This window comes from Dechloromonas denitrificans (assembly GCF_001551835.1).
GTDB classification, from domain to species: Bacteria; Pseudomonadota; Gammaproteobacteria; order Burkholderiales; family Rhodocyclaceae; genus Azonexus; species Azonexus denitrificans.
Window position 1 is genome coordinate 603,899 of the sequence record NZ_LODL01000019.1, and the last position, 20,024, is coordinate 623,922.

Annotated in this window: 19 protein-coding genes; 13 read left to right on the plus strand and 6 right to left on the minus strand. The window is 64.2% G+C overall.

Going from position 1 to position 20,024, the window contains the following annotated elements:
• Positions 1–101 precede the first annotated feature (101 nt).
• A complete protein-coding gene (locus tag AT959_RS10725; RefSeq protein WP_066882956.1) occupies positions 102–434 on the plus strand; it encodes a DUF2917 domain-containing protein in 333 nt (110 codons plus the stop codon).
• Between the two features lie 27 nt (positions 435–461).
• On the opposite strand, the gene AT959_RS10730 is transcribed toward AT959_RS10725, so the two are convergent.
• Entirely contained in the window at positions 462–680 is a 219-nt protein-coding gene (locus tag AT959_RS10730; protein ID WP_066882957.1) for a hypothetical protein, read from the minus strand.
• Between the two features lie 149 nt (positions 681–829).
• Here AT959_RS10730 and AT959_RS21390 point away from each other — a divergent pair, with 149 nt between their 5' ends.
• Together AT959_RS21390 and AT959_RS10735 are read left to right on the plus strand one after the other, a co-directional pair.
• The gene (locus AT959_RS21390) at positions 830–991 is read left to right on the plus strand and encodes a hypothetical protein (protein WP_169795463.1); all 162 of its coding nucleotides are present in this window, start codon (positions 830–832) and stop codon (positions 989–991) included.
• Between the two features lie 60 nt (positions 992–1,051).
• Entirely contained in the window at positions 1,052–1,609 is a 558-nt protein-coding gene (locus tag AT959_RS10735; RefSeq protein ID WP_240481807.1) for an O-acetyl-ADP-ribose deacetylase, read from the plus strand.
• A 52-nt stretch (positions 1,610–1,661) separates the two neighbouring features.
• Here the strand turns inward: AT959_RS10735 and purL are convergent, their stop codons facing one another.
• Both purL and AT959_RS10745 read right to left on the minus strand, forming a co-directional pair.
• On the minus strand, positions 1,662–5,591 hold the full coding sequence (gene purL, locus AT959_RS10740; protein ID WP_066882959.1) for a phosphoribosylformylglycinamidine synthase: 3,930 nt from the start codon (positions 5,589–5,591) through the stop codon (positions 1,662–1,664).
• A 138-nt stretch (positions 5,592–5,729) separates the two neighbouring features.
• On the minus strand, positions 5,730–6,329 hold the full coding sequence (locus AT959_RS10745) for a DUF4202 domain-containing protein (RefSeq protein ID WP_066882960.1): 600 nt from the start codon (positions 6,327–6,329) through the stop codon (positions 5,730–5,732).
• A 210-nt stretch (positions 6,330–6,539) separates the two neighbouring features.
• Between AT959_RS10745 and AT959_RS10750 the strand changes: the two genes are divergently transcribed.
• Genes AT959_RS10750 through AT959_RS10760 form a run of 3 tightly spaced genes read left to right on the plus strand, consistent with a single transcriptional unit; the run spans position 6,540 to position 10,142 of the window.
• Positions 6,540–7,028 carry a diguanylate cyclase domain-containing protein gene (locus AT959_RS10750; RefSeq protein ID WP_066882961.1) on the plus strand — a complete coding sequence of 163 codons (489 nt, stop codon included), beginning with the start codon at positions 6,540–6,542 and terminating at the stop codon, positions 7,026–7,028.
• A 31-nt stretch (positions 7,029–7,059) separates the two neighbouring features.
• Positions 7,060–8,583, plus strand: coding sequence for a glycerol kinase GlpK (gene glpK / locus AT959_RS10755; RefSeq protein ID WP_066882962.1), 1,524 nt, complete (start codon positions 7,060–7,062; stop codon positions 8,581–8,583).
• Positions 8,580–10,142, plus strand: a complete 1,563-nt coding sequence (locus tag AT959_RS10760; RefSeq protein WP_066882963.1) for a glycerol-3-phosphate dehydrogenase/oxidase — start codon at positions 8,580–8,582, stop codon at positions 10,140–10,142. Before glpK ends, AT959_RS10760 begins: the two co-directional genes overlap by 4 nt.
• Positions 10,143–10,159: 17 nt before the next feature.
• Here the strand turns inward: AT959_RS10760 and AT959_RS10765 are convergent, their stop codons facing one another.
• Positions 10,160–10,375, minus strand: a complete 216-nt coding sequence (locus AT959_RS10765; protein WP_066882964.1) for a YgaP family membrane protein — start codon at positions 10,373–10,375, stop codon at positions 10,160–10,162.
• 282 nt (positions 10,376–10,657) lie between these two features.
• On the opposite strand from AT959_RS10765, the gene sbcD reads away from it, so the two are divergent.
• Positions 10,658–11,899, plus strand: a complete 1,242-nt coding sequence (gene sbcD / locus AT959_RS10770; protein ID WP_066882965.1) for an exonuclease subunit SbcD — start codon at positions 10,658–10,660, stop codon at positions 11,897–11,899.
• The gene (gene sbcC / locus AT959_RS10775; protein ID WP_066882966.1) at positions 11,896–15,363 is read left to right on the plus strand and encodes an exonuclease subunit SbcC; all 3,468 of its coding nucleotides are present in this window, start codon (positions 11,896–11,898) and stop codon (positions 15,361–15,363) included. Before sbcD ends, sbcC begins: the two co-directional genes overlap by 4 nt.
• 28 nt (positions 15,364–15,391) lie before the next feature.
• Here sbcC and AT959_RS10780 read toward each other — a convergent pair whose 3' ends face one another.
• Both AT959_RS10780 and AT959_RS10785 read right to left on the minus strand, forming a co-directional pair.
• Positions 15,392–15,748: a type II toxin-antitoxin system RelE/ParE family toxin gene (locus AT959_RS10780; RefSeq protein ID WP_066882967.1), complete on the minus strand. Its 357-nt coding sequence runs from the start codon at positions 15,746–15,748 to the stop codon at positions 15,392–15,394.
• Complete coding sequence (locus AT959_RS10785; protein ID WP_066882968.1) at positions 15,748–16,026, minus strand: type II toxin-antitoxin system ParD family antitoxin; 279 nt, start codon at positions 16,024–16,026, stop codon at positions 15,748–15,750. The genes AT959_RS10780 and AT959_RS10785 overlap by 1 nt, the downstream gene beginning before the upstream one ends.
• A 158-nt stretch (positions 16,027–16,184) precedes the next feature.
• Here AT959_RS10785 and AT959_RS21110 point away from each other — a divergent pair, with 158 nt between their 5' ends.
• The 5 genes from AT959_RS21110 to AT959_RS10805 all read left to right on the plus strand — a co-directional run bounded on the left by AT959_RS21110 (position 16,185) and on the right by AT959_RS10805 (position 19,909).
• Entirely contained in the window at positions 16,185–16,370 is a 186-nt protein-coding gene (locus AT959_RS21110) for a hypothetical protein (protein ID WP_157651273.1), read from the plus strand.
• 121 nt (positions 16,371–16,491) lie between these two features.
• Positions 16,492–17,613 (plus strand): extracellular catalytic domain type 2 short-chain-length polyhydroxyalkanoate depolymerase, encoded by a 1,122-nt coding sequence (locus tag AT959_RS10790; protein WP_066882969.1) that lies wholly within the window; start codon positions 16,492–16,494, stop codon positions 17,611–17,613.
• A gap of 91 nt (positions 17,614–17,704) precedes the next feature.
• Entirely contained in the window at positions 17,705–19,090 is a 1,386-nt protein-coding gene (locus tag AT959_RS10795; protein WP_066882970.1) for a 3'-5' exonuclease family protein, read from the plus strand.
• Between the two features lie 4 nt (positions 19,091–19,094).
• Positions 19,095–19,547 carry a CreA family protein gene (locus tag AT959_RS10800; RefSeq protein WP_066882971.1) on the plus strand — a complete coding sequence of 151 codons (453 nt, stop codon included), beginning with the start codon at positions 19,095–19,097 and terminating at the stop codon, positions 19,545–19,547.
• 2 nt (positions 19,548–19,549) lie between these two features.
• Positions 19,550–19,909: a cupin domain-containing protein gene (locus tag AT959_RS10805; RefSeq protein WP_066882972.1), complete on the plus strand. Its 360-nt coding sequence runs from the start codon at positions 19,550–19,552 to the stop codon at positions 19,907–19,909.
• Positions 19,910–20,024: the final 115 nt, after the last annotated feature.

Consider the following 20,024-nt stretch of genomic DNA (forward strand, 5'->3'; position numbering starts at 1 on the left):
AAAAACTCACAACTGTGCCGATCACAATATATCTCTATTGCAACTGTATTGGCAATTAACCGCGTTCTAGACTCTCCTCTAAAGCAAGTCTGGAGAGAGCCATGAAAATCAATTTGCAATCAGGTGAGTACGAGCTCAGCGACAACACGCCGATCCGGCTGAAAAACGCCCGTGGCATCAGCGTTCAATGCACGGCCGGCACGATCTGGATCACGCTGACCGGTGAGGCCGGCGATGTATTTCTGCAGGCCGGAGAGTGCTGGGCAATCAAAAGCAACGGCCTGGCATTGATCGAAAGCATCGGCACTGGCTGCATCCGTCTTGAAAAACCAGCCAGGTTAACGCTGGCGAACCTGGGCAAATCGATCAAGCGGCTGCGCCAGACGACTCTTGCTCAAATCGGCAACACTCAACGACAGCAACGTCTGTCGTAAACACTTGGGCACATCGCGCCCCAAACACTACCCCAGATCGAACAAGCCCGGCGGCAAGGGCCTGAGGTTTTCCTGCTTGACCGTCAGGCGAACCGGAAAACCCTTGCGCCCGATGGCCTCAACCACCATTCGCCCGGCCGATGCCTCGGCCAGCACCCTGACATTGCGGGCCATTTTCGGATTCCGGCCAACATAGGCGGCCACGGTGCCGGCACAAGGCAGCCATGAAGATTGGGCACGGAGCATAGCGTTTCTTTCCATCGCGATCAGGAGCCTGAAGGCTAACGCGAGCGCTAAAATTTTCGAATACTGTACATTTATACAGTATTCGATTAATCTGTCCACTCACTAAAGCGTCAGACACCAATTCAGCCTCGACAACAGGAGCACTGATCATGAAACGCCTTCAGAAATGGTTTGAGCAAATTACCGGCGTCACCCAGGACGAACTGGAGCGACTGGCCCGGGCCAGAGAAATCTTCGGCGACACCGCACCGGATATTTCCGAACTGGAAAAACCGGCCTGCTGGCGCCGGAAACGCCGCATCGGCGCCTGAAACCCCCGTTACGCCGTTTTCCTTCCATAATGAAAACCTCGTATTTGTCACTGCATGGAAATGACATCAGCCAAACACGTATTCATGGCAGGCCGCATACGGCTTTACCTGGGTGACCTCACGGAGCAGGCGGTCGACGCAATCGTCAATGCCGCGAACGCCTCCCTGCTCGGCGGCGGTGGTGTCGATGGGGCCATCCATCGCCGCGGCGGCCCGGCCATTCTGGAAGCCTGTAGACAAATACGGCGTACACGCTGGCCGGAAGGCCTGCCTACCGGCGAGGCCGTAATCACCATTGCCGGGCAGTTGACCGCCGGCTTCGTAATCCATACGGTCGGGCCCATTTATGGCGAGCACGGCGGGAAAGAAGCGCAACTGCTGGCCAACTGCTATCGCAACGCGCTGCTCCTGGCCAATCAGCATGCGCTGGCCAGCATCGCCTTCCCGGCCATCTCGACCGGTGTTTACGGCTACCCGGCTAACGAAGCGGCCGAGATAGTCTCCCAGACTTTGCAAGAATCGTTGCAGCGGGATACTTCAATTAGCGAAGTCAGGCTGGTGTTTTTTGCCCAGCACGACCTGGACACCTTTCTCCAGCACCAAAAATTTACCGGCTAGAAATGATAAAGGCGGCCGCAGCCGCCTTTGTTTATCCAGCAATTCGAGCGATTTAGCCGACCCAGCGCCGCGCGTTGCGGAACATGCGCAGCCACGGCGAATCCTCGCCCCAGTTTTCCGGGTGCCAGGACATCTGCACGGTACGGAAGACCCGTTCCGGGTGCGGCATCATGATCGTAAAGCGGCCGTCGGCTGTGGTTACTGCCGTCAAACCGCCCGGCGAACCGTTCGGGTTGTAAGGATAGACTTCGGTCGGCTCGCCCTTGTTGTCGACATAGCGTACGGCCGACAGCACCTTGGCCTGGTCGCCGGCATTGTCGAATACCGCCCGGCCTTCGCCGTGCGAGACGACGATCGGTACTTGCGAACCTTCCATGCCGGCAAAGAAGATCGACGGCGAATCGAGAATTTCCGTCATCACGAAGCGCGCTTCAAACTGCTCGACCTTGTTGCGACGGAAGGCCGGCCAGTGTTCGGCACCGGGGATGATCGACTTGAGGGCGCTCATCATCTGGCAACCGTTGCAGACGCCCAGCGCAAAAGTATCCTTGCGCTGAAAGAAAGCGGCGAATTCATCACGGCAACCGTCGTGCATCAGGATGGTCCGTGCCCAGCCCAGCCCGGCACCGAGCACGTCGCCGTAGGAGAAACCGCCACAGGCGACCAGGCCCTTGAAGTCCTTGAGGCTGACGCGGCCACTCAAAATGTCGCTCATATGGACGTCGACCGCAGCAAAGCCGGCCTTGTCGAAAGCGGCAGCCATTTCGTAGTGGCTATTGACGCCCTGCTCGCGCAGGATGGCGACGCACGGCCGGCCGCTGAGCTGAGCATAAACCTTGGTGAAATCGTCCTGCGGGTCGAAGGTCAGCTTCGGCGTCAGGCCAGGGTCGGTGACGTCGAGGATGCGGTCGAATTCCTGCTGGGCGCAGCTCGGGTTATCGCGCAGGGTCTGCATCTGGTAGCTGGTTTCGGACCAGGCCCGCTGCAGGTCGACACGCTTTTCGCGCAGCACGCGCTTGGCGTTACGGGTGACGCGAATTTCGTCCCACTCGTTCAAGGTGCCAACGAAGTGGTAGGGCACGCGCAGGGCGCGCAGCACCGGCGTGACCTTTTCGCGATCGGCGCGGCGAATCTGGATCAGCGCACCGAGCTCTTCGTTGAACAAGGCGCGGACGATATTCTCGAAATCGCGACCGGCCAACAAGTCCGGACGCTTCTCGGAACCATCAACATCGCCGGCGCCGGCGTCGTAACAGATGCCGTCGAGATCGAGCGACACGCCGCGACGGGTAGCGAAGGCCATTTCGCAGGCGGCGACAAACAGGCCACCATCGGAACGGTCGTGATAGGCAAGCAGCAGGCCATCGCGGTTCAGCTTTTGCACGGCATCGAACAGGCCCTTGAGCTTGGCCGGCTCGTCGACATCCGGCGCATCAGAGCCGGTGGCGTTGTACACCTGCGCCAGACAGGAGCCGCCGAGGCGGTTCTTGCCCAGATCAAGCAGCAGCAATTCAGTTTCGCCCTGATCGATTGCCAGTTGCGGCGTTTTGGTCTTCCGCACGTCGTCGACCGCAGCAAACGAGGTGACGACCAGCGACAACGGCGACACGACCTGCTTCTTCTCGCCTTGATCTTCCCAGGCGGTACGCATCGACAGCGAATCCTTGCCGACCGGGATCGAGACGCCAATCGCCTTGCACAGCTCGGAGACGGCCTCGACGGTGTCGAACAGGCGGGCATCTTCACCAGCGACGCCGCACGGCGCCATCCAGTTGGCCGACAGTTTGACCTTGCCGAGTTCGCCGACATCGGCGGCGGCCAGATTGGTCAGCGCTTCGCCGATCGCCATGCGGCCGGAAGCCGGGGCGTCGAACACGGCGAGCGGGGTGCGCTCGCCCATGGCGAAGGCTTCGCCGAGATAGCCCTGGTAGCCCATCGTCGTCACCGCAACGTCGGCGACCGGCACCTGCCACGGGCCGACCATCTGGTCGCGCGCCGTCATGCCGCCGACCGAGCGGTCGCCGATCGAGATCAGGAAGGTCTTGTCGGCGATGGTCGGCAGACGCATCAGGCGATAGGCGGCGTCTTTCAGTTCGATGGCGGTGGCTTCGAAGGAGACGAAGGTTTCCGGCTCGTGCTTGACGTCACGGGTCATGCGCGGCGGCTTGCCGAGCAGCGCTTCCATTTCCATATCGACCGGATTGACGCCGAAATGCGCGTCGGTGACGGTCAGGTGGCCGTCGCCGGTGGCTTCGCCGACTACCGCGAACGGGCAGCGCTCGCGCTCGCACATGGCTTGGAATTCGGCGATGCGGTTCGGCGGAATGGCCAACACGTAGCGTTCCTGCGACTCGTTGGACCAGATTTCGGCCGGCGACATGCCCGGCTCTTCGGTCGGCACTTTGCGCAGATCGAAAATGGCGCCGACACCGCCCGAGTGGGCCAGTTCCGGCAGCGCATTGGAGACACCACCGGCGCCAACGTCATGCACCGACAGGATGGGATTGTTCTTGCCCATCTGCCAGCAACGGTCGATGACTTCCTGGGCGCGGCGCTGGATTTCCGGGTTGCCGCGCTGCACGGACGCGAAATCGAGATCTTCGGCATTGGAACCGGCCGTCATCGACGAGGCGGCACCGCCACCAAGACCGATCAGCATGCCGGGGCCACCGAGCTGGATGAACTTGGTACCGACCGGGAAGGTTTCTTCCTTGAACGACTGCTCGGCCTGGATGGAACCGAGGCCGCCAGCGATCATGATCGGCTTGTGGTAACCGCGCACCGTGCCGGCAACATCCTGTTCGTAGGTACGGAAGTAGCCGGTCAGGTTCGGACGGCCGAATTCGTTGTTGAAGGCGGCAGCGCCGATCGGGCCTTCGAGCATGATGTCCAGCGCCGAGGCGATGCGCGACGGACGGCCGTAGGCGTGTTCCCACGGCTGCGGGGCATCCGGCAGATTCAGGTTGGAAACCGAGAAACCGCAGAGGCCGGCCTTCGGCTTGGAACCCTTGCCGGTGGCGCCTTCGTCACGAATTTCGCCGCCGCTGCCGGTCGACGCGCCCGGGAAGGGCGAAATCGCCGTCGGGTGGTTGTGCGTCTCGACCTTGGTCAGGATGTGGGTCAGCTCTTCCTTGTAGCTGTAGCCGCGGTCGGCATCCGGATAGAAACGCTGGATGGTCGCGCCTTCGATGATCGAGGCGTTGTCGGCGTAGGCCATGATCGTGCCTTGCGGCGCGGCAGCATGGGTTTCGCGGATCATGCCGAACAGGGTCTTATCCTTCTTCTCGCCGTCGATCACCCACGAGGCGTTGAAAATCTTGTGCCGGCAGTGTTCGGAATTGGCCTGGGCGAACATCATCAGTTCGACGTCGGTCGGATTGCGGCCGGCCTTGGTGAAGACGTCGAGCAGGTAATCGATTTCGTCGTCGGACAGGGCCAGACCGAGCGAGCCATTGGCGTCGACCAGAGCAGCCTTGCCGCCCTTGAGCACGTCGACCGTATTGAGCGGTTTCGGCTCGAAATGGCGGAACAGTTCGCCGGCGGCCTCGAAGCCGGGCAGTACGGAGTCGGTCATCCGGTCATGTAGCAGGCCGGCGACGGTTTTCTTTTCATCGGCGCTCAGGGCGCGGTTGTTCTTGGTAACGACATGGAAAGCAATGACCCGTTCGATGCGCTCAATGGCATCCAGATCGCAGTTCCAGGCAATGTCCGTGGCTTTCGACGACCACGGCGAAATGGTGCCGATGCGCGGTGCGACCAGGAACAGCTCGCCGGCATCGGAACCGGCGGCCTTCTCTTCCAGCAGCGTCGCCAGCTTGGCACGCTCATCGGCATTCAGGACGCGCTTTTGCGCCACGACATGCCAGTAATCGGCACAGACCCGTTCGATATCCGAGACGGCCGCGACCAGGCGGGCTTGCAGGCGTTGCAGACGGAAGGCGGAAAAGGCGGCGTCGCCCTTGAGGCAAAGAATGTCGGCCATTGGGAGTGGGGTCTGGTTAGGCGGAGAGGCGGGCATTATACCTGAGCCTGCTTGGCTGCCGGGATTTGGGATCGGATCCCGGCAGACCCAGAGGAAGCGGCGGGCGAGTCGCGGCGCCGGTCGCCCCCTCCTTCCCGATCAGCCCCCGGCAACCGCCTTCAGAATCAGCGGCAACAGCGCTTCCGGCAGCTTGATGCCGCCGCTGGTGGCGAAGGCTTGGGCGTCGGCCGACATCTTTTTCCAGGTCTTGCGGATGATGTCCAGCCACTTGTCTTCGCTGTATTCGGCGTGCTGGCCGGCGAAGCCGAGCATGTAGTGTTCGAGGAAAACGAGGCTGGTGACATCTTCCAGCATTTGCGTATCGGGGTTGGTCTTGATGCCCTGCTTGCCGACCGCCGCCTTGACCTGCTCGATCATCGCCGCGTCGTAGCCGGCCTGCTGCATCAGGGCGCCCGCCGTCTCGGCGTGAAAGCGGTAGAGACCGGTACGCCACGCGAAGTAGCCCGGCTTGCCGAGCGGATAGTTGCTGCGCGGCACGGTCCAGCGCTGGATGTGCTGGGCGCGCACGGCCAGTTGGGCGACTTCGCTGGCATCCGGCGCGAAACGGCCGATCATTTCGGTCATCCGTTGGGCGTAGAGCAACTCCTTGGGCTGCCCCTCTTCCTGATTCGGGTCCTGTGCATTGGCGGCATCGAACAGGGCGATGGCTTGCTTGAAACGTTCCTGGTTGGCGATCATCGGTCTTCTCATGACTATGGCTGGCTTAAGCCGAATAATAGCGGCGAAGCTCCTGTTGCAGCGACTTTCCGGCAGGCGCGACTTATACTGGAACGAAGCAGGCTACTGCCTGGGAGCATCGACCCGGCCACCCCGCATCGATACCAATGGCATGCTGACGATTTCTGTTAAGGTATTTGCAGCCCCAACCGCAGCGGACAGGAGGTTCAAATGTCACAAGCCACCATCGAGCTATGCGAGAAATTCCTTTACACACTGGAATGGCTGCTGGCCGTCACCAAGCGCTACACCAGCCAGGTTCACTTCGGCCTGGTGCACATCAACTTTTCCAATCCCCGCTTGCTTGGCGACACCTATGGCGCCCAGGAAGCAACGCACAAACTCGATCAGATTCTGATCAACCTGCAGGCCGCATTTCGCAAGACCGATCTGGTCGCGCGTGACGGGGTCGATTTCTGGGTGCTCGTGCCGTTTACCCCGACCGACGAGATCCTTGCCGACAAGATCCGGGAAATCATCGCCATCGCTTCGCAAAGCAGTCTGGAGATCGTCGAGCGCGATATTTCGATTTTCTCCTTGCCGTTTTGTGTGCCGGAATTGAACCAGGACTATACGGCTGCCGAGTTTCTGGCCTATCTCAAGAAAAACCATGTCCGGCTCGCCAGCCACAAAATCGTGTTGCCGCCGGTGACCTCGTAGGCTGGCCTGACACCGCTTGCCGGAGTCCGCCATGACCGCTCGTTCCGACCAGTTCATCCTTGCCCTCGACCAGGGCACGACCAGCGCCCGCGCCATCCTGTTTGATCGGGCCGGCGATATTCACGGTGTCGCCCGCCAGGAAATCACCCAGCACTACCCGCAGCCCGGCTGGGTCGAGCATGACGCCGATGAAATCTGGCAGGCGCAGTTGGCCGTGGCAAAAACCGTACTCCGCGAACACGACGTTACCGCGGCGCAGATTGCCGCCGTCGGCATCACCAACCAGCGCGAAACGACAGTCCTTTGGGACAGACGCAGCGGCCAACCGTTGCACCGCGCCATCGTCTGGCAGGACCGGCGCACCGCCGGCATCTGCGACGAACTGACGGCGGCCGGCGACGCCGAACTGTTCCGCCAGCGCACCGGGCTTGTTCTTGACGCTTACTTTTCCGGCACCAAACTGAAATGGCTGCTCGACCACATCCCCGGCGCCCGCGCCCGGGCCGAGCGCGGCGAACTGGCCTTCGGCACCATCGACAGCTGGCTGGCCTGGAAGCTCACCGGCGGGCGCGCCCATGTCACCGACCCATCGAACGCCTCGCGCACCCTGCTCTTCGATATCCACCGCCGCGGCTGGGACGAGGAATTGCTGGCCCGGCTCGACATTCCGGCCGCGCTACTGCCGCGCCTCGTCGACAGCAGCGGCCTGATTGCCGAGATCGATAGCGCCTGGCTGGGTGCGCCGATTCCGCTGGCCGGCATCGCCGGCGACCAGCAGGCTGCCACCTTCGGCCAGGCTTGTCTTGAACACGGCATGGCCAAGAACACCTACGGCACCGGCTGCTTCCTGTTGATGAACACCGGCCAACAACCGATGGCCTCCCGCCACCAACTGCTCACCACCATCGGCTGGCAACGCCAGGGGCGCACCACCTACTTGCTCGAAGGCAGCGTTTTCATGGGCGGCGCCACCGTCCAGTGGCTGCGGGACGGCCTTGGGCTGATCAGCAGCGCCGGCGAAGTCGAAGCGCTCGCCGCCTCTGTGCCGGACAACGGCGGGGTCTATCTGGTGCCGGCCCATACCGGCCTCGGCGCGCCCTACTGGGACCCGTTCGCCCGCGGCGCGCTGTTCGGCATGACACGCGGCACGACGCGCGCCCACCTCGCCCGCGCCGCACTGGAAGCCATAGCCTTTCAAAGCGCCGAGGTCCTGCAGGCGATGGCCAGCGATGCCGGCCAGCCGATCACGGAACTGCGCGTCGACGGCGGCGCCGCCCACAACGACCTGCTGATGCAGTTCCAGGCCGACCTGCTCGGCGTGCCGGTGGTCCGGCCGCAAGTCACCGAAACGACGGCGCTCGGCGCCGCCTACCTGGCCGGCCTGGCAGTTGGCTTCTGGCAGGACGAAGCCGAACTGACGACCCTCTGGCGGGCCGAACGCCGTTTTGAACCGGCCATGGCCGACGCCCGGCGAAGCGCGCTGTTCGCCGACTGGCGCCGCGCCGTCGAGCGCAGCCTGCACTGGGCCAGACCCGATGCCGAGAAAGGCCCATGATGGACAGCCCGGTCACGCGCGAAAGCAGCCTCGCCAGCCTGCGCGATAAGCGCGAGTGGGACATCCTGATCATCGGCGGTGGCGCCAGTGGCCTGGGGGCGGCGGTCGACGCCGCTGCCCGCGGTTATCGCACCCTGCTCGTCGAAGCGCGCGACTTCGCTTCCGGCACTTCGTCGTGCAGCACCAAGCTGATCCACGGTGGTGTCCGCTATCTGCACCAGGGCGACTTCGCGCTGGTCCGCAACGCCCTGCGCGAGCGCTCGCATCTGCTCGCCAATGCGGCGCACCTGGTGCATCCGCTGGCTTTCGTCATCCCCGCCTGGCGCAGCCTGGACCGCATTGTTTATGGTGCCGGCCTCAAGCTCTATGACCTGCTGTCCGGCGGGCACGCCTTGGCTGCCTCAAGCAGCCTGAGCCGGCAAGCGGTGATCGACGCCCTGCCCGGCTTGCGCCGCACCGGCCTGTGCGGCGGCATCCGTTACTGGGACGGCCAGTTCGACGACGCCCGGCTGGCCATCACTTTGATGCGCACGGCCAGCGAACTCGGCGCCACCTGCCTCAACTACCTGCCGGCGGTCCGCTTGCTGAAAGCCGGCGGCCGTACCGTCGGCGCGCTGCTGCGCGATGCGGAAAGCGGTGAGAAATTCGAGATCGCCGCCCGCGTCGTCATCAACGCCACCGGCGTCCATGCCGACAGCGTCCGCCGGCTCGACGAACCAGGCGCAGCGCCGCTGCTGACGCCCAGCCAAGGCATCCATCTCGTCGTCGATGCCGACTTTCTGCCCGGCCAGCAGGCGCTGCTCATCCCGGAGACCGAAGACGGCCGCGTCATGTTCGCCATTCCCTGGCAAGGCAAACTACTGCTCGGCACCACCGACACGCCGCGCCCCGATTTGCAACAACTGGACGATCCGCAGCCGCTGGCCGAGGAAATCGACTTCCTGCTGCGCACCGCGGCCGGCGTGCTGAGCCGGCCACCAACGCGCGCCGACATCCGCAGCGCCTTCGCCGGCCTGCGCCCGCTGATCCATCCCGACAACACCGACGAAAAAAACACCGCCGCCCTGTCGCGTGAACACGCCGTGCTGGTCAGCGCCAGCGGCCTGATCACCGTCGCCGGCGGCAAATGGACAACCTACCGATTAATGGCCGAACAGGTCGTCGACCGTGCCGCCGAAGTCGGCGGCCTGCCGAGGGAACGCTGCACAACCCGGCTGCTGAAACTGCACGGCTGCCCGGCCAAGCCCGGCAGCGACGTGTACGGCACCGAGGCACCGCTGCTCGTCACACTTCCCGGCCACGACCGGCCGCTGCATCCAGCACTCCCCTACACCGAGGCGATGGTGCGCTTCGCCTTCCGCCACGAAGCGGCGCGGACGATCGAGGATGTCCTGGCCCGCCGCACCCGCGCCCTTTTTCATGATGCCGCGGCGGCCGAAGCGAGTATCGGGCGCATCGCCGAAATTCTTGACGAGGAACTGCAGCCAGCACCGGAACGGCTGGCTGCGATGATCGCAGCGGCACACGCCGCCGCCCGGCGCTTCAGGCCCGGAGCCTAGCTGGACAAACCAACCGCCTAGGCCGTCGGCTTGCCGCCGAAACAGGCCTTGCAGGAATTCGAATTGAAGCCAAACACGGCGTAAGCCGGGCAGAAGCTGAACGCTGCCGTCGCCAGCGGGATCAGGCCAATCCAGCCCCACATGCCGATGACGCCAGTCAGGGTCGCCACAATCAAAGCCACGCCCAGCACGGCACGGGCGATGCGATCCATGTTGCACATATTCGATTTCATCTGATTCTCCTCAACGATGCCAGCGGAACGCTCACTTACCGAGAGTTCTCCAAGGAGAGTAGATGAACTGCAATCAACACTGAAACAGCTTGGCCGGACTACTGATGCATGAGCTATTCGCTCAATGACTAAGACCCGACGCAGGGTCGATGGTTCGCTGCCCGGCAACGGCATAGCTGGCGACAGATCGAATGGGTATAGTGCGCGCTCGACCACGGCCGGCAGCTTCCCGATGCCTGCGGTCGACACCCTGTTTTCACCCTTTTTCAGCCCCTTGAACCGATGCGCATCCTCCACACCTCCGACTGGCACCTCGGCCAGCACTTTATGGGCAAGAGCCGGCAGGCCGAGCATCAGGCGCTGATCGACTGGCTGCTAACGCAGGTCGACGAACAGGCCGTCGATGCCGTGCTGATCGCCGGCGACATTTTCGATACCGGCACGCCGCCGAGCTACGCCCGCGAGCTGTACAGCCAGTTGGTCGTCCGCCTGCACGCAGTCGGTGTCGCCCTGCTGCTGCTCGGCGGCAATCACGATTCGGTGGCGACGCTGGGCGAGAGCCGCGCACTGCTGGCCCGGCTGGATGCGACGGTGGTCGCCGCCGCCGACAATCCGCCGGCCCAGGTCGTCGTCCTGCCCCGGCGCGATGGCGAAGCGGGCTGCATCGTCTGCGCCATACCCTTCATTCGCCCGCGCGACGTGCAGCAAAGCCAGGCCGGGCAAAGCGCCGAAGACAAGCTGCTGTCGCTGCAATCGTCGATCCAGGCGCATTACCAGGCCGTTTATGCGGCCGCCAGCGCCCGCCAGCGCGAGCTTGAACAGCAACTCGGCCGCCCGCTGCCGCTGATCGCCACCGGCCACCTGACTACCGTCGGCGCCAGCAGCAGCGAATCGGTCCGCGAAATCTACGTCGGCGCGCTGGAAGCCTTTCCGACCAGCGCCTTCCCGCCGGCCGACTACATTGCGCTCGGCCACATCCACCGGCCGCAGCGGGTCGGCGGCCTGGAACACATCCGCTATTGCGGCTCGCCGATCCCGCTCAGTTTCGACGAGGCGAAACATCAGAAGGAAGTGCTGCTCGTCGATCTCGTGGCCGGCGGCCCGCCGACCGTCACCCCCTTGCCGGTGCCGCGCTTTCAGGGGCTGGTCGCGGTCAGCGGCAATCTCGACACCCTGCGCGGCGCGATTGGTGCCGCAGCCGCCGAAGGCACGCGCGAACGGCCGGCCTGGCTGGAAATCACGGTGGCCGAAGACGACTACCTGGCCGACCTGCCGGCCCGCATCGAGGCGCTGACCGAAGGCTGGCCGGTCGAGGTGCTGCGCATCCGCCGCCAGCGCGGCAACGCCGCCGCCCGCCTGGCCGCCGAAGCCCGCGAGACGCTGGACGAACTCAGCCCGCACGACGTCTTCGCCCGCCGCCTGCAACAGGAAGAACTCAGCGAAGCGCTGCAGCAGGCGCTCAACGAACGCTACCGCGCCATCGTCGCCGGCCTGCAGGGAGAAACTGAAGGGGAAGCAGCATGAAAATTCTCAGCCTGCGCCTGAAGAACCTCAATTCGCTGAAAGGTGAATGGCGCATCGACTTCACCCGGCCGCCCTTCACCGACAACTGCCTGTTCGCCATCACCGGCCCGACCGGCGCCGGCAAATCGACGCTGCTCGACGCCATCTGCCTCGCCCTCTACCACCAGACGCCGCGCCTGAAAACCATCTCGGCCAGCGACAACGACATCATGACCCGGCACACCGCCGACTGCCTGGCCGAGGTCGAGTTCGAGGTCAAGGGCGCCGTCTACCGCGCCTTCTGGAGCCAGCGCCGCTCGCGCGACAAGATCGATGGCGCACTGCAGGCGCCCAAGGTTGAGTTGGCAACCGGCGACGGCACCATCCTCAGCACGCAGACCAACGACAAGCTGAAGCGCGTCGCCGAGATCACCGGCCTCGATTTCCCGCGCTTCACCAAATCCATGCTGCTCGCCCAGGGCGGCTTCGCCGCCTTCCTCAACGCCAGCGCCAACGAGCGGGCCGAACTGCTGGAAGAACTGACCGGCAGCGAAATCTACGGCGACATTTCGCGCAAGGTATTCGAGCAGGCCCGCGACGCCAAGGGCCAGCTCGACCAACTCAAAGCCCGCGCCGAGGGCATGGAACTGCTCACCGACGACCAGCGCCAGGAAATGCAACAGGAAGTCGGCCGCCTCGATCGCCAGTTGAGCGACATCCAGCGTCAGCACCAGCATGCCCAGGCGCAACGCCAATGGCGGATCGACCTCGCCCAGAGCGAGCAGGAACACAAGGCCGCTGCCGCCAGACAGGAAGAAGCCAACACCGCACTCGCTGCCGCCGCGCCCGAACTGCGCCGGCTGGCCGACAGCGAACCGGCCGAAGCCCTGAAGCCATTGCACCAGAACTGGCAACAGGCGGCCGCCGCCTGCCGGCAAAGCGAAGGCGAACTGCAGGCCCTGCACACCCAGCGCACCACGCTGCATGGCGAACAGCGCCAGCAACACAATCAGGCCCGCTACCTCGCCACCGGCCTGGCCGAACAGGCGCAAAGCCGCTGGCAGCAACTCCAGCGCGAAGGCAAGCAGATCGACGATTTCTGCGCCGCCCACCCGCAGCGGGCCCAACTCGGCGAACGCCTCGGCGTCTGGCGCCAGCAGTTCGAACAGCGCGCCAAGCTGCAGCAGGAGATCGCGGCGCAGCAGCAGGCACTGCAAAAACTCGAACAGGAACAGGCGGAACAGGGCCGTCGGCTCGGCGCGCAGAGTGCAGCGGTCGACGCCGCCGAAAAGGCAAAAACCGCCGCCGAGAGCGCGCTGCAAACGGCGCAGACCGAGCAGAACCAGCGCCTGGCCGGCCAGACGTTGGCCGAACTGCGCCAGCACTGGCAAACCGAACAAACCGCCCTCGCCCGCTGGCAGCAACTCGATAATCTCGCCCGCCGCCAGCGCGAACTGGCCGCCCAGCAGACGACGCAGGCCGCGCTGTTACAGCAGGGCCGACTCAAGATCGAAGCCCAGGAAAAAGCCCTGGTCGCGCTGCGCGAGCAGCACAAGGAACTGAACGGCCAGGTCGCCGACAAGCAGAAGCTGCTTGAGCAGGAACGCCGCATCCAGAGCCTGGAAGCGCATCGCCAGAAACTGCAGCCGGGCGAGGCCTGCCCGCTGTGCGGCTCGGCCGAACACCCGGCGATCGGCGCTTATCAGGCGCTCGATGTCTCGGCCACCGAAGCCGCCTTCCGGGAAAAACAGGCAGCACTCGAAGCGCTCACCCAGAAAGGCCTGCAAGCCAAGGCCGAGCAGGCCGCCAGCCAGGCGACGCAGCACGAACGGCAAACCCAGTTCGACAAGAACCAGCAGGAAATCGAGCGCAACCAGACCGAATGGCAAGAGCGCAGCGCTGCACTGAACACGGTGCCGGTGCTCGGCGCCAGCGACTGGCAAAACCCCGACACCGTGCAGGCCGGCCAGCGTGCCGCCGAGCAGGCCATCGCCCGCCTGGCCGAGCGCCTGCAGGCGGCCGACCGCGGCGAACAGGCGCTGACCCAGGCCCGCAAAACCGCCAACGACAGCGCCCTGGCGCTGCAAGCCGCCCGCAACCAACTGACCCAGCTACAACAGGCCGTGCTCAGCGGGCAAGCCCGGCAGGCCGAACTGAAACAAGCCGAACAGACCCGCCGCCTGGAACTGGCCGACCTCGACAACCGCCTCGCCGGTACGCTGGCCGCCGCCGGTTTCGAGCCACCCGCCGACCCCGCTCCCTGGCTGCAGGACCGCGATGGCGAATGGCAGCACTGGCAGCAGACCCAGCGCCGCCGACAGGAACTGGGCGAAGCGCTTACCCGCCAGCAAGGCCTGTGCGAAACCGCGCAGGCGCAGGCCGCCTTGTGGGAAGAACGCTGGCAGGCGCTGCCGGCCGAAGCAGTCCTGCGGTCGACCGATGAAAAAGGGCAAAATCCGCCCGCCGACCTGGCCGCCGCCCTCGCCCGCTGCGCCGACGAAGTAGCTCGCCTCGGCCAGGCGCTGGCCGCGCTGCGCGGCCGGCAGACGCAACTGGAAAGCAACCTCGCCCAGCAGAAAAAAGCCCTGGCCGAGGCGTCGACCGCCTGGCAGACCGCGCTCGACGCCAGCCCCTTCGCCGATCTCGCCGCCTTTGTCGGCGCGCTGTTGCCGGCCGAGGAACGCCAGCGCCTGCTACAACTGAAGGAACAACGGCAGCAGGCGACACAGCAGGCCGCCGCCCTGCTCAAGGCCACCAAGGAAAAACTGCTGCGCCTGCAGGCGACGCCGCCGGCAAGCAACGAAGGCCAGGCCGCCGTGCCCGGCTTGCCGGAACTGGACGAGCGACTAATAACACTCGACACCGCCCGCCGCAGCATCAGCGAGCAGCTCGGCGCCCAGCGCGCCCTGCTCGCCAGCGACGAGCAGCGCCGCCAGAACCAGCAGGCGCTGTTCGCCCAGATCGCCGCCCAGACGGCCGAAGTCGATATCTGGCAGCGCCTCGACAGCCTGATCGGCTCGGCCAAGGGCGACAAGTTCCGCAAGTTCGCCCAGGGCCTGACCCTCGACCACCTGCTCCACCTCGCCAACCGCCACCTCGGCCGGCTGCACGGCCGCTACCTGCTACGGCGCAAATCGACCGGCGAACTGGAACTCGACATCATCGACAGCTGGCAAGGCGAAGCCGCCCGCGACACGCGCACCCTGTCCGGCGGCGAAAGCTTCCTGGTCAGCCTGGCGCTGGCCCTGGCCCTCTCCGACCTGGTCAGCCACAAGACCTCGATCGACTCGCTGTTCCTCGACGAAGGCTTCGGCACACTCGACGGCGACACCCTGGAAATCGCCCTCAACGCGCTGGACAGCCTGAACGCCAGCGGCAAGATGATCGGTGTGATCAGCCACGTCGAAGGCATGAAGGAACGCATCTCGGCGCAGATTCGCGTTGAAAAGGGCGGCGGGGTCGGCTATTCGCGGTTGAGTATTTAGGCGGGGGAACGGCTGCGGCAGACCTGAATCAGTTGTGCTCAGCCGGTGGCAAATGCCGTTCCAAGTCCATGCTGTCATGCAGCAGTCGGAGTACATCAATGACGTCATTCCCCTCAATGCTCCCGATGCGAAACATCACGAAGTGTCGGCCCTTGCGCCCGTTTCGCGCCACATGGAGTGTCCTGATATTGTTGCCGATGTCCGACCGCTCCTTGACCCCGATGATGGCGGGGCCGGCGCTTAGCGCATTCAGTGCAGATGACAGGGTATCGGCATAACTCCGCACCTGCGCCGAACCGAAATTCTCCATTGTCCAGCGCAGAATTTGACGGTAATCCGCCTCGGCAGCAGCCGATAGGCGAACCGTCCAGGAATTCCCACCCACTATGCGTCGATCACTTCGGCAGTCAGCGCTGCCAGATGCCGACCAAGCATGTCGGCAGAGTCAAAGCTACGGAAATTACCTGCTTCAATGTCAGCAATGCCTACTTTGGCTGCATCGCGCAGTGCCGACAGGCGCATTTCATCTTCGGACTCCCGGCGCTCGATCAGTCTCAGTCCTTCGCGCAAAACCTCACTGGCGTTCTGGTAACGCCCGGAGCTGACTAGCTGCTCAACAAAGTGGGCCTGATGGTCAGTAAGGACAACGTTTCGGGTTGGCATGTGGGGGCCTCCTGAGCCAAGTTTTCATATTGGCATACTATGCCATGACCTCGAAGGTAACAAGAAGTTGCTGACTGGCTGAATAGGCTTGATCACCCAAATTTCATCCACGCCCCTCTCCTGGCTGAATGGCATCGTCGAGAGCTGGCAAGTGGAAGTTGCCCGCGACACCCGCCCCCTCTCAAGGCGGCGAAAGCTTCCTGCTCAGCTTGGTGCTGGCCCACTCCGATCTGGTCAGCCAAAAGACTTCGATCGACTCGCGGTTCCTCGACGAAGGCTTCGACACGCTCGACGGCGGCCCCCTGGAAATCGCCCTCAACGCGCTCGATCAAGCCGGACCTTGAAACATTGATTTGTCACACTAGACTGACATCTCCAATGCATATTTTTAGAGGGGCCACGAGAATTACGGCTTACCTCAACAGTGATTGGTCGCCAGCGACCAACAGCCCACGGAGACAAATCATGCCGCATCCGCTTATTGCCCCCACCCCGCCCGGCCTGGCGCGGCGAGCCGGCATTTTTGCCGTGCTCGTCACGCTGGCCAATCTGGCCATCGCGGCCCCGCCGCTGCCGGCCCTGAATATCGACGTCAAACAAACCTCGGTTTCCGGCATTTCCTCGGGCGGCTTCATGGCCGTGCAGTTCCAGATCGCCCATGCCTCGACCGTCAAGGGCGCCGGGGTGATCGCCGGCGGGCCTTTTTACTGCTCAAGGGACGATGTGCTGACCGCCGTTTCCAGATGTTCGTGCACCGGCGAACCCAGCGTCCCCTGCAGCGTGACGGACAGCAGCGCCGATGTGCCCGGCCTGCTCGCAGCGACCCGTGAACTGGCCAACCGGGGCTTGATCGACCCGCCCAGTCATGTCGCGACGCAAAAGGTGCTGACTGTTTCCGGCGCCCGGGACACCCTGGTGCCGCCGCCCATCGCCCGCCAGTTGTCGAATTTTTATAGCGCCCTCGGCCTGCCGGCCGCCAATCTGTCCGCTGTCACGCTGGCCAATGCCGCCCACACCATGCCGACGGCGAATTTCGGTATCGCCTGCGGCAAGGAAGATGCCCCGTATATCGGCAAATGCGGCTTCGACAGCGCGAAAAACATCCTGAGCTGGATCTACGGCCCGCTCAAGGCGGCGCCCACCGGCCAACCCAAGGGGCGCTTCATCGAATTCGATCAGCGTACCTACCTACCGTCGACCGCCCAGAGTGGCGCCTCCTGGAAGACGGGACTCGACAGCACCGGCTGGCTCTATGTTCCGAACAATTGCGCCAAAGGCGAGCCATGCCGCCTGCACATCGCGCTGCACGGCTGCAAGCAGGGTCAGAACTTCCTGCCGCTGCACCCGCCCCCCGGCGGCGGCCTGTACAACGGCACCACCTTCGTTAAGAACACCGGCTACGACCGCTGGGCCGACAACAACCACCTGGTGATCCTCTACCCGCAGGCCGTCTCGATTCCCATGCTCAACCCGAATGGATGCTGGGATTGGTGGGGCTATAGCGGCGCCGACTACGCGACGAAGAATGGCGTGCAAATCCAGACGCTGAAGGCCATGGTCGACCGGTTGGGCTCGGCCCGCCACTGACCCCGGTGCGGATGCAGGTTGCAAAAGGCGGCGGCATCGGCCATTCGCGGCCGGGCATCTGATATCGCCGCCAGCGTGAGAAAATGGCGGCATGCGACCCTTAGCCTTTGTTGACCTGGAAACCACCGGCGCCACCGCCACCCACGACCGCATCACCGAAATCGGCATTGTCGAAGTCGATGCCGACGGTGTGGTGCGCGAATGGCAGCAGCTGGTCAATCCGGGCATGTCCATCCCGCCTTTCATCGAACAACTGACCGGCATCAGCAACGCCTTGGTGGCCGACGCGCCGCCCTTCGAAAGCGTCGCCAGCGAAGCCCTGCGCCGCCTCGAAGGCCGGCTGTTCATCGCCCACAACGCGCGCTTCGACTACGGTTTCCTGAAAAACGAGTTCAAACGGCTCGGTATCCCCTTCCGGGCGCCGGTGCTGTGCACCGTCAAGCTGTCGCGCGCCCTGTTCCCGGAGCATCACCGACACAACCTCGACTCGCTGATCGAACGGCACGGCCTGCAGGCCGCAGCCCGCCACCGGGCGCTGGCCGATGCCCAGCTGATCCACCAATTCTGGCAAAAAATCCACGTCGACCGCAGCCCCGAGGCTATCGAGACAGCCATCCAGGCACAGAACGGCAAGCTCAGCCTGCCGCCCCAGCTCGATGCCCGCCTAATCGACGAACTGCCGGAAACGGCGGGCGTCTACCTGTTTTACGATGCCGACGGCCTGCCGCTGCATATCGGCCCGGCCACCGATCTGCGCAAGGGCGTCCTCGCCCACTTCAAGCACAAGCGTCCGTCGGCCAAGGAGGCCCGGCTGGCGCAACAGGTCAGTCGCATCGACTGGGTCGAGACGAGCGGCGAGATCGGCGCCCTGCTCACCGAAGCGCGCCTCGTCCGGCAACTGCGGCCCGGGCGGCCGCAGACGCCGGAGCAGCCCGACGAAATCTGTACCTGGATGCTGGTCGACGAAGGCAACGACTGGCTGCGACCGCAACTGCTGCCGGCCCGCGATCTCGAATTCAGCTTGCGTAGTGCGTGTTACGGCCTCTACCGCAATGCGAAGGAAGCCCATTCCCGACTGCGGGCGCTGGCCGATAGCGAAAAGCTGTGCCGCAGCCTGCTCGGGCTGGAAAAGCACGCCCCCGGCCAGCCCTGCGCCGGCTACTCGAGCAAATCCTGCAAAGGCGCCTGTTGTGGCAAGGAAAGCCTGGCCCGGCACACGGTCCGCCTGCTTTCGGCACTGACCCAGCAGAAGCTGGTTTCCTGGCCTTTCCCCGGCCCGGCGCTGATTCGCGAAGGCGACGAAGGCCACCTGCTCGACGGCTGGCGTTACCTCGGCACAGTGCGCCGCGACGAGGAAATCGACGCCCTGCTCGCAGCCGGCCGGCCGCCTTTCGACCGCGACACTTACAAGATCCTGGCCAAATACGTTGGCAAGATGACGCCGCTCGCTGTCCAACGCACCGCCTCACCGGAGTAAACCGATGAAACGCCTTCTCCCCCTGCTCCTCGCCGGCCTCGCCCTGCCCGTCATGGCCGAGGAAATCAGCTGCGTGACAACCGCCTGGATGTTGATCGGCGCCAACCACCGCGTCTGCGTCTATGCCTTCGACGACCCGAAAATCCCCGGCGTCACCTGCCACGTCAGCCAGGCCAAGACCGGCGGCGTCAAGGGCAGCTTCGGGCTGGCCGAAGACCCGTCGCAATTCTCGCTGGCCTGCCGCCAGACCGGCCCGATCACGCTGCCGGAAAAGCTGCGCAAGGACGAAATCGTTTTCAGCGAAGACACCTCGCTGATGTTCAAGGAAACCTCGATCCACCGCTCTTACGACGAAAAGCGCAAGGTGCTGATCTATCTGGCGATCAGCCGCAAGATCATCGAAGGCGCCCCGGCCAACTCGATCTCGACGGTACCGATCCAGCCCTGGAACAAGTAGCAATGCAGAAGACTGCACGGGCGGAAATCACGCCCTACATCACCAAGGACGGCTCGAAAATCCGCGAACTGCTGCACCCGAGCCAACACGCGCTGCACCAGCAGAGCCTGGCCGAAGCCGTCGTCGCCATCGGCGCCCGCACCGAACTGCACCGGCATCATGTCACCGAAGAGATCTACCACGTGACACGCGGTCAGGGGCTGATGACACTGGGCGGGGAACGCTTTGCCATCGCCGCCGGCGACAGCATCGCGATTGCGCCGGGCACGCCACATTGTGTCGAGAACACCGGCAGCGAAGCGCTGCACATCCTTTGCTGCTGCGCGCCGGCCTATGCTCATGAGGATACTGAGCTGCTTTAGCGGGCTGCTTCGAAAATCTCGGTGCTGTCTGAGAGGCTGCCGTCATCCCCGCGTAGGCGGGGATCCATAGATCGCCTGGATTCCCGCCTGCGCGGGAATGACCGGGTAGTTTTCG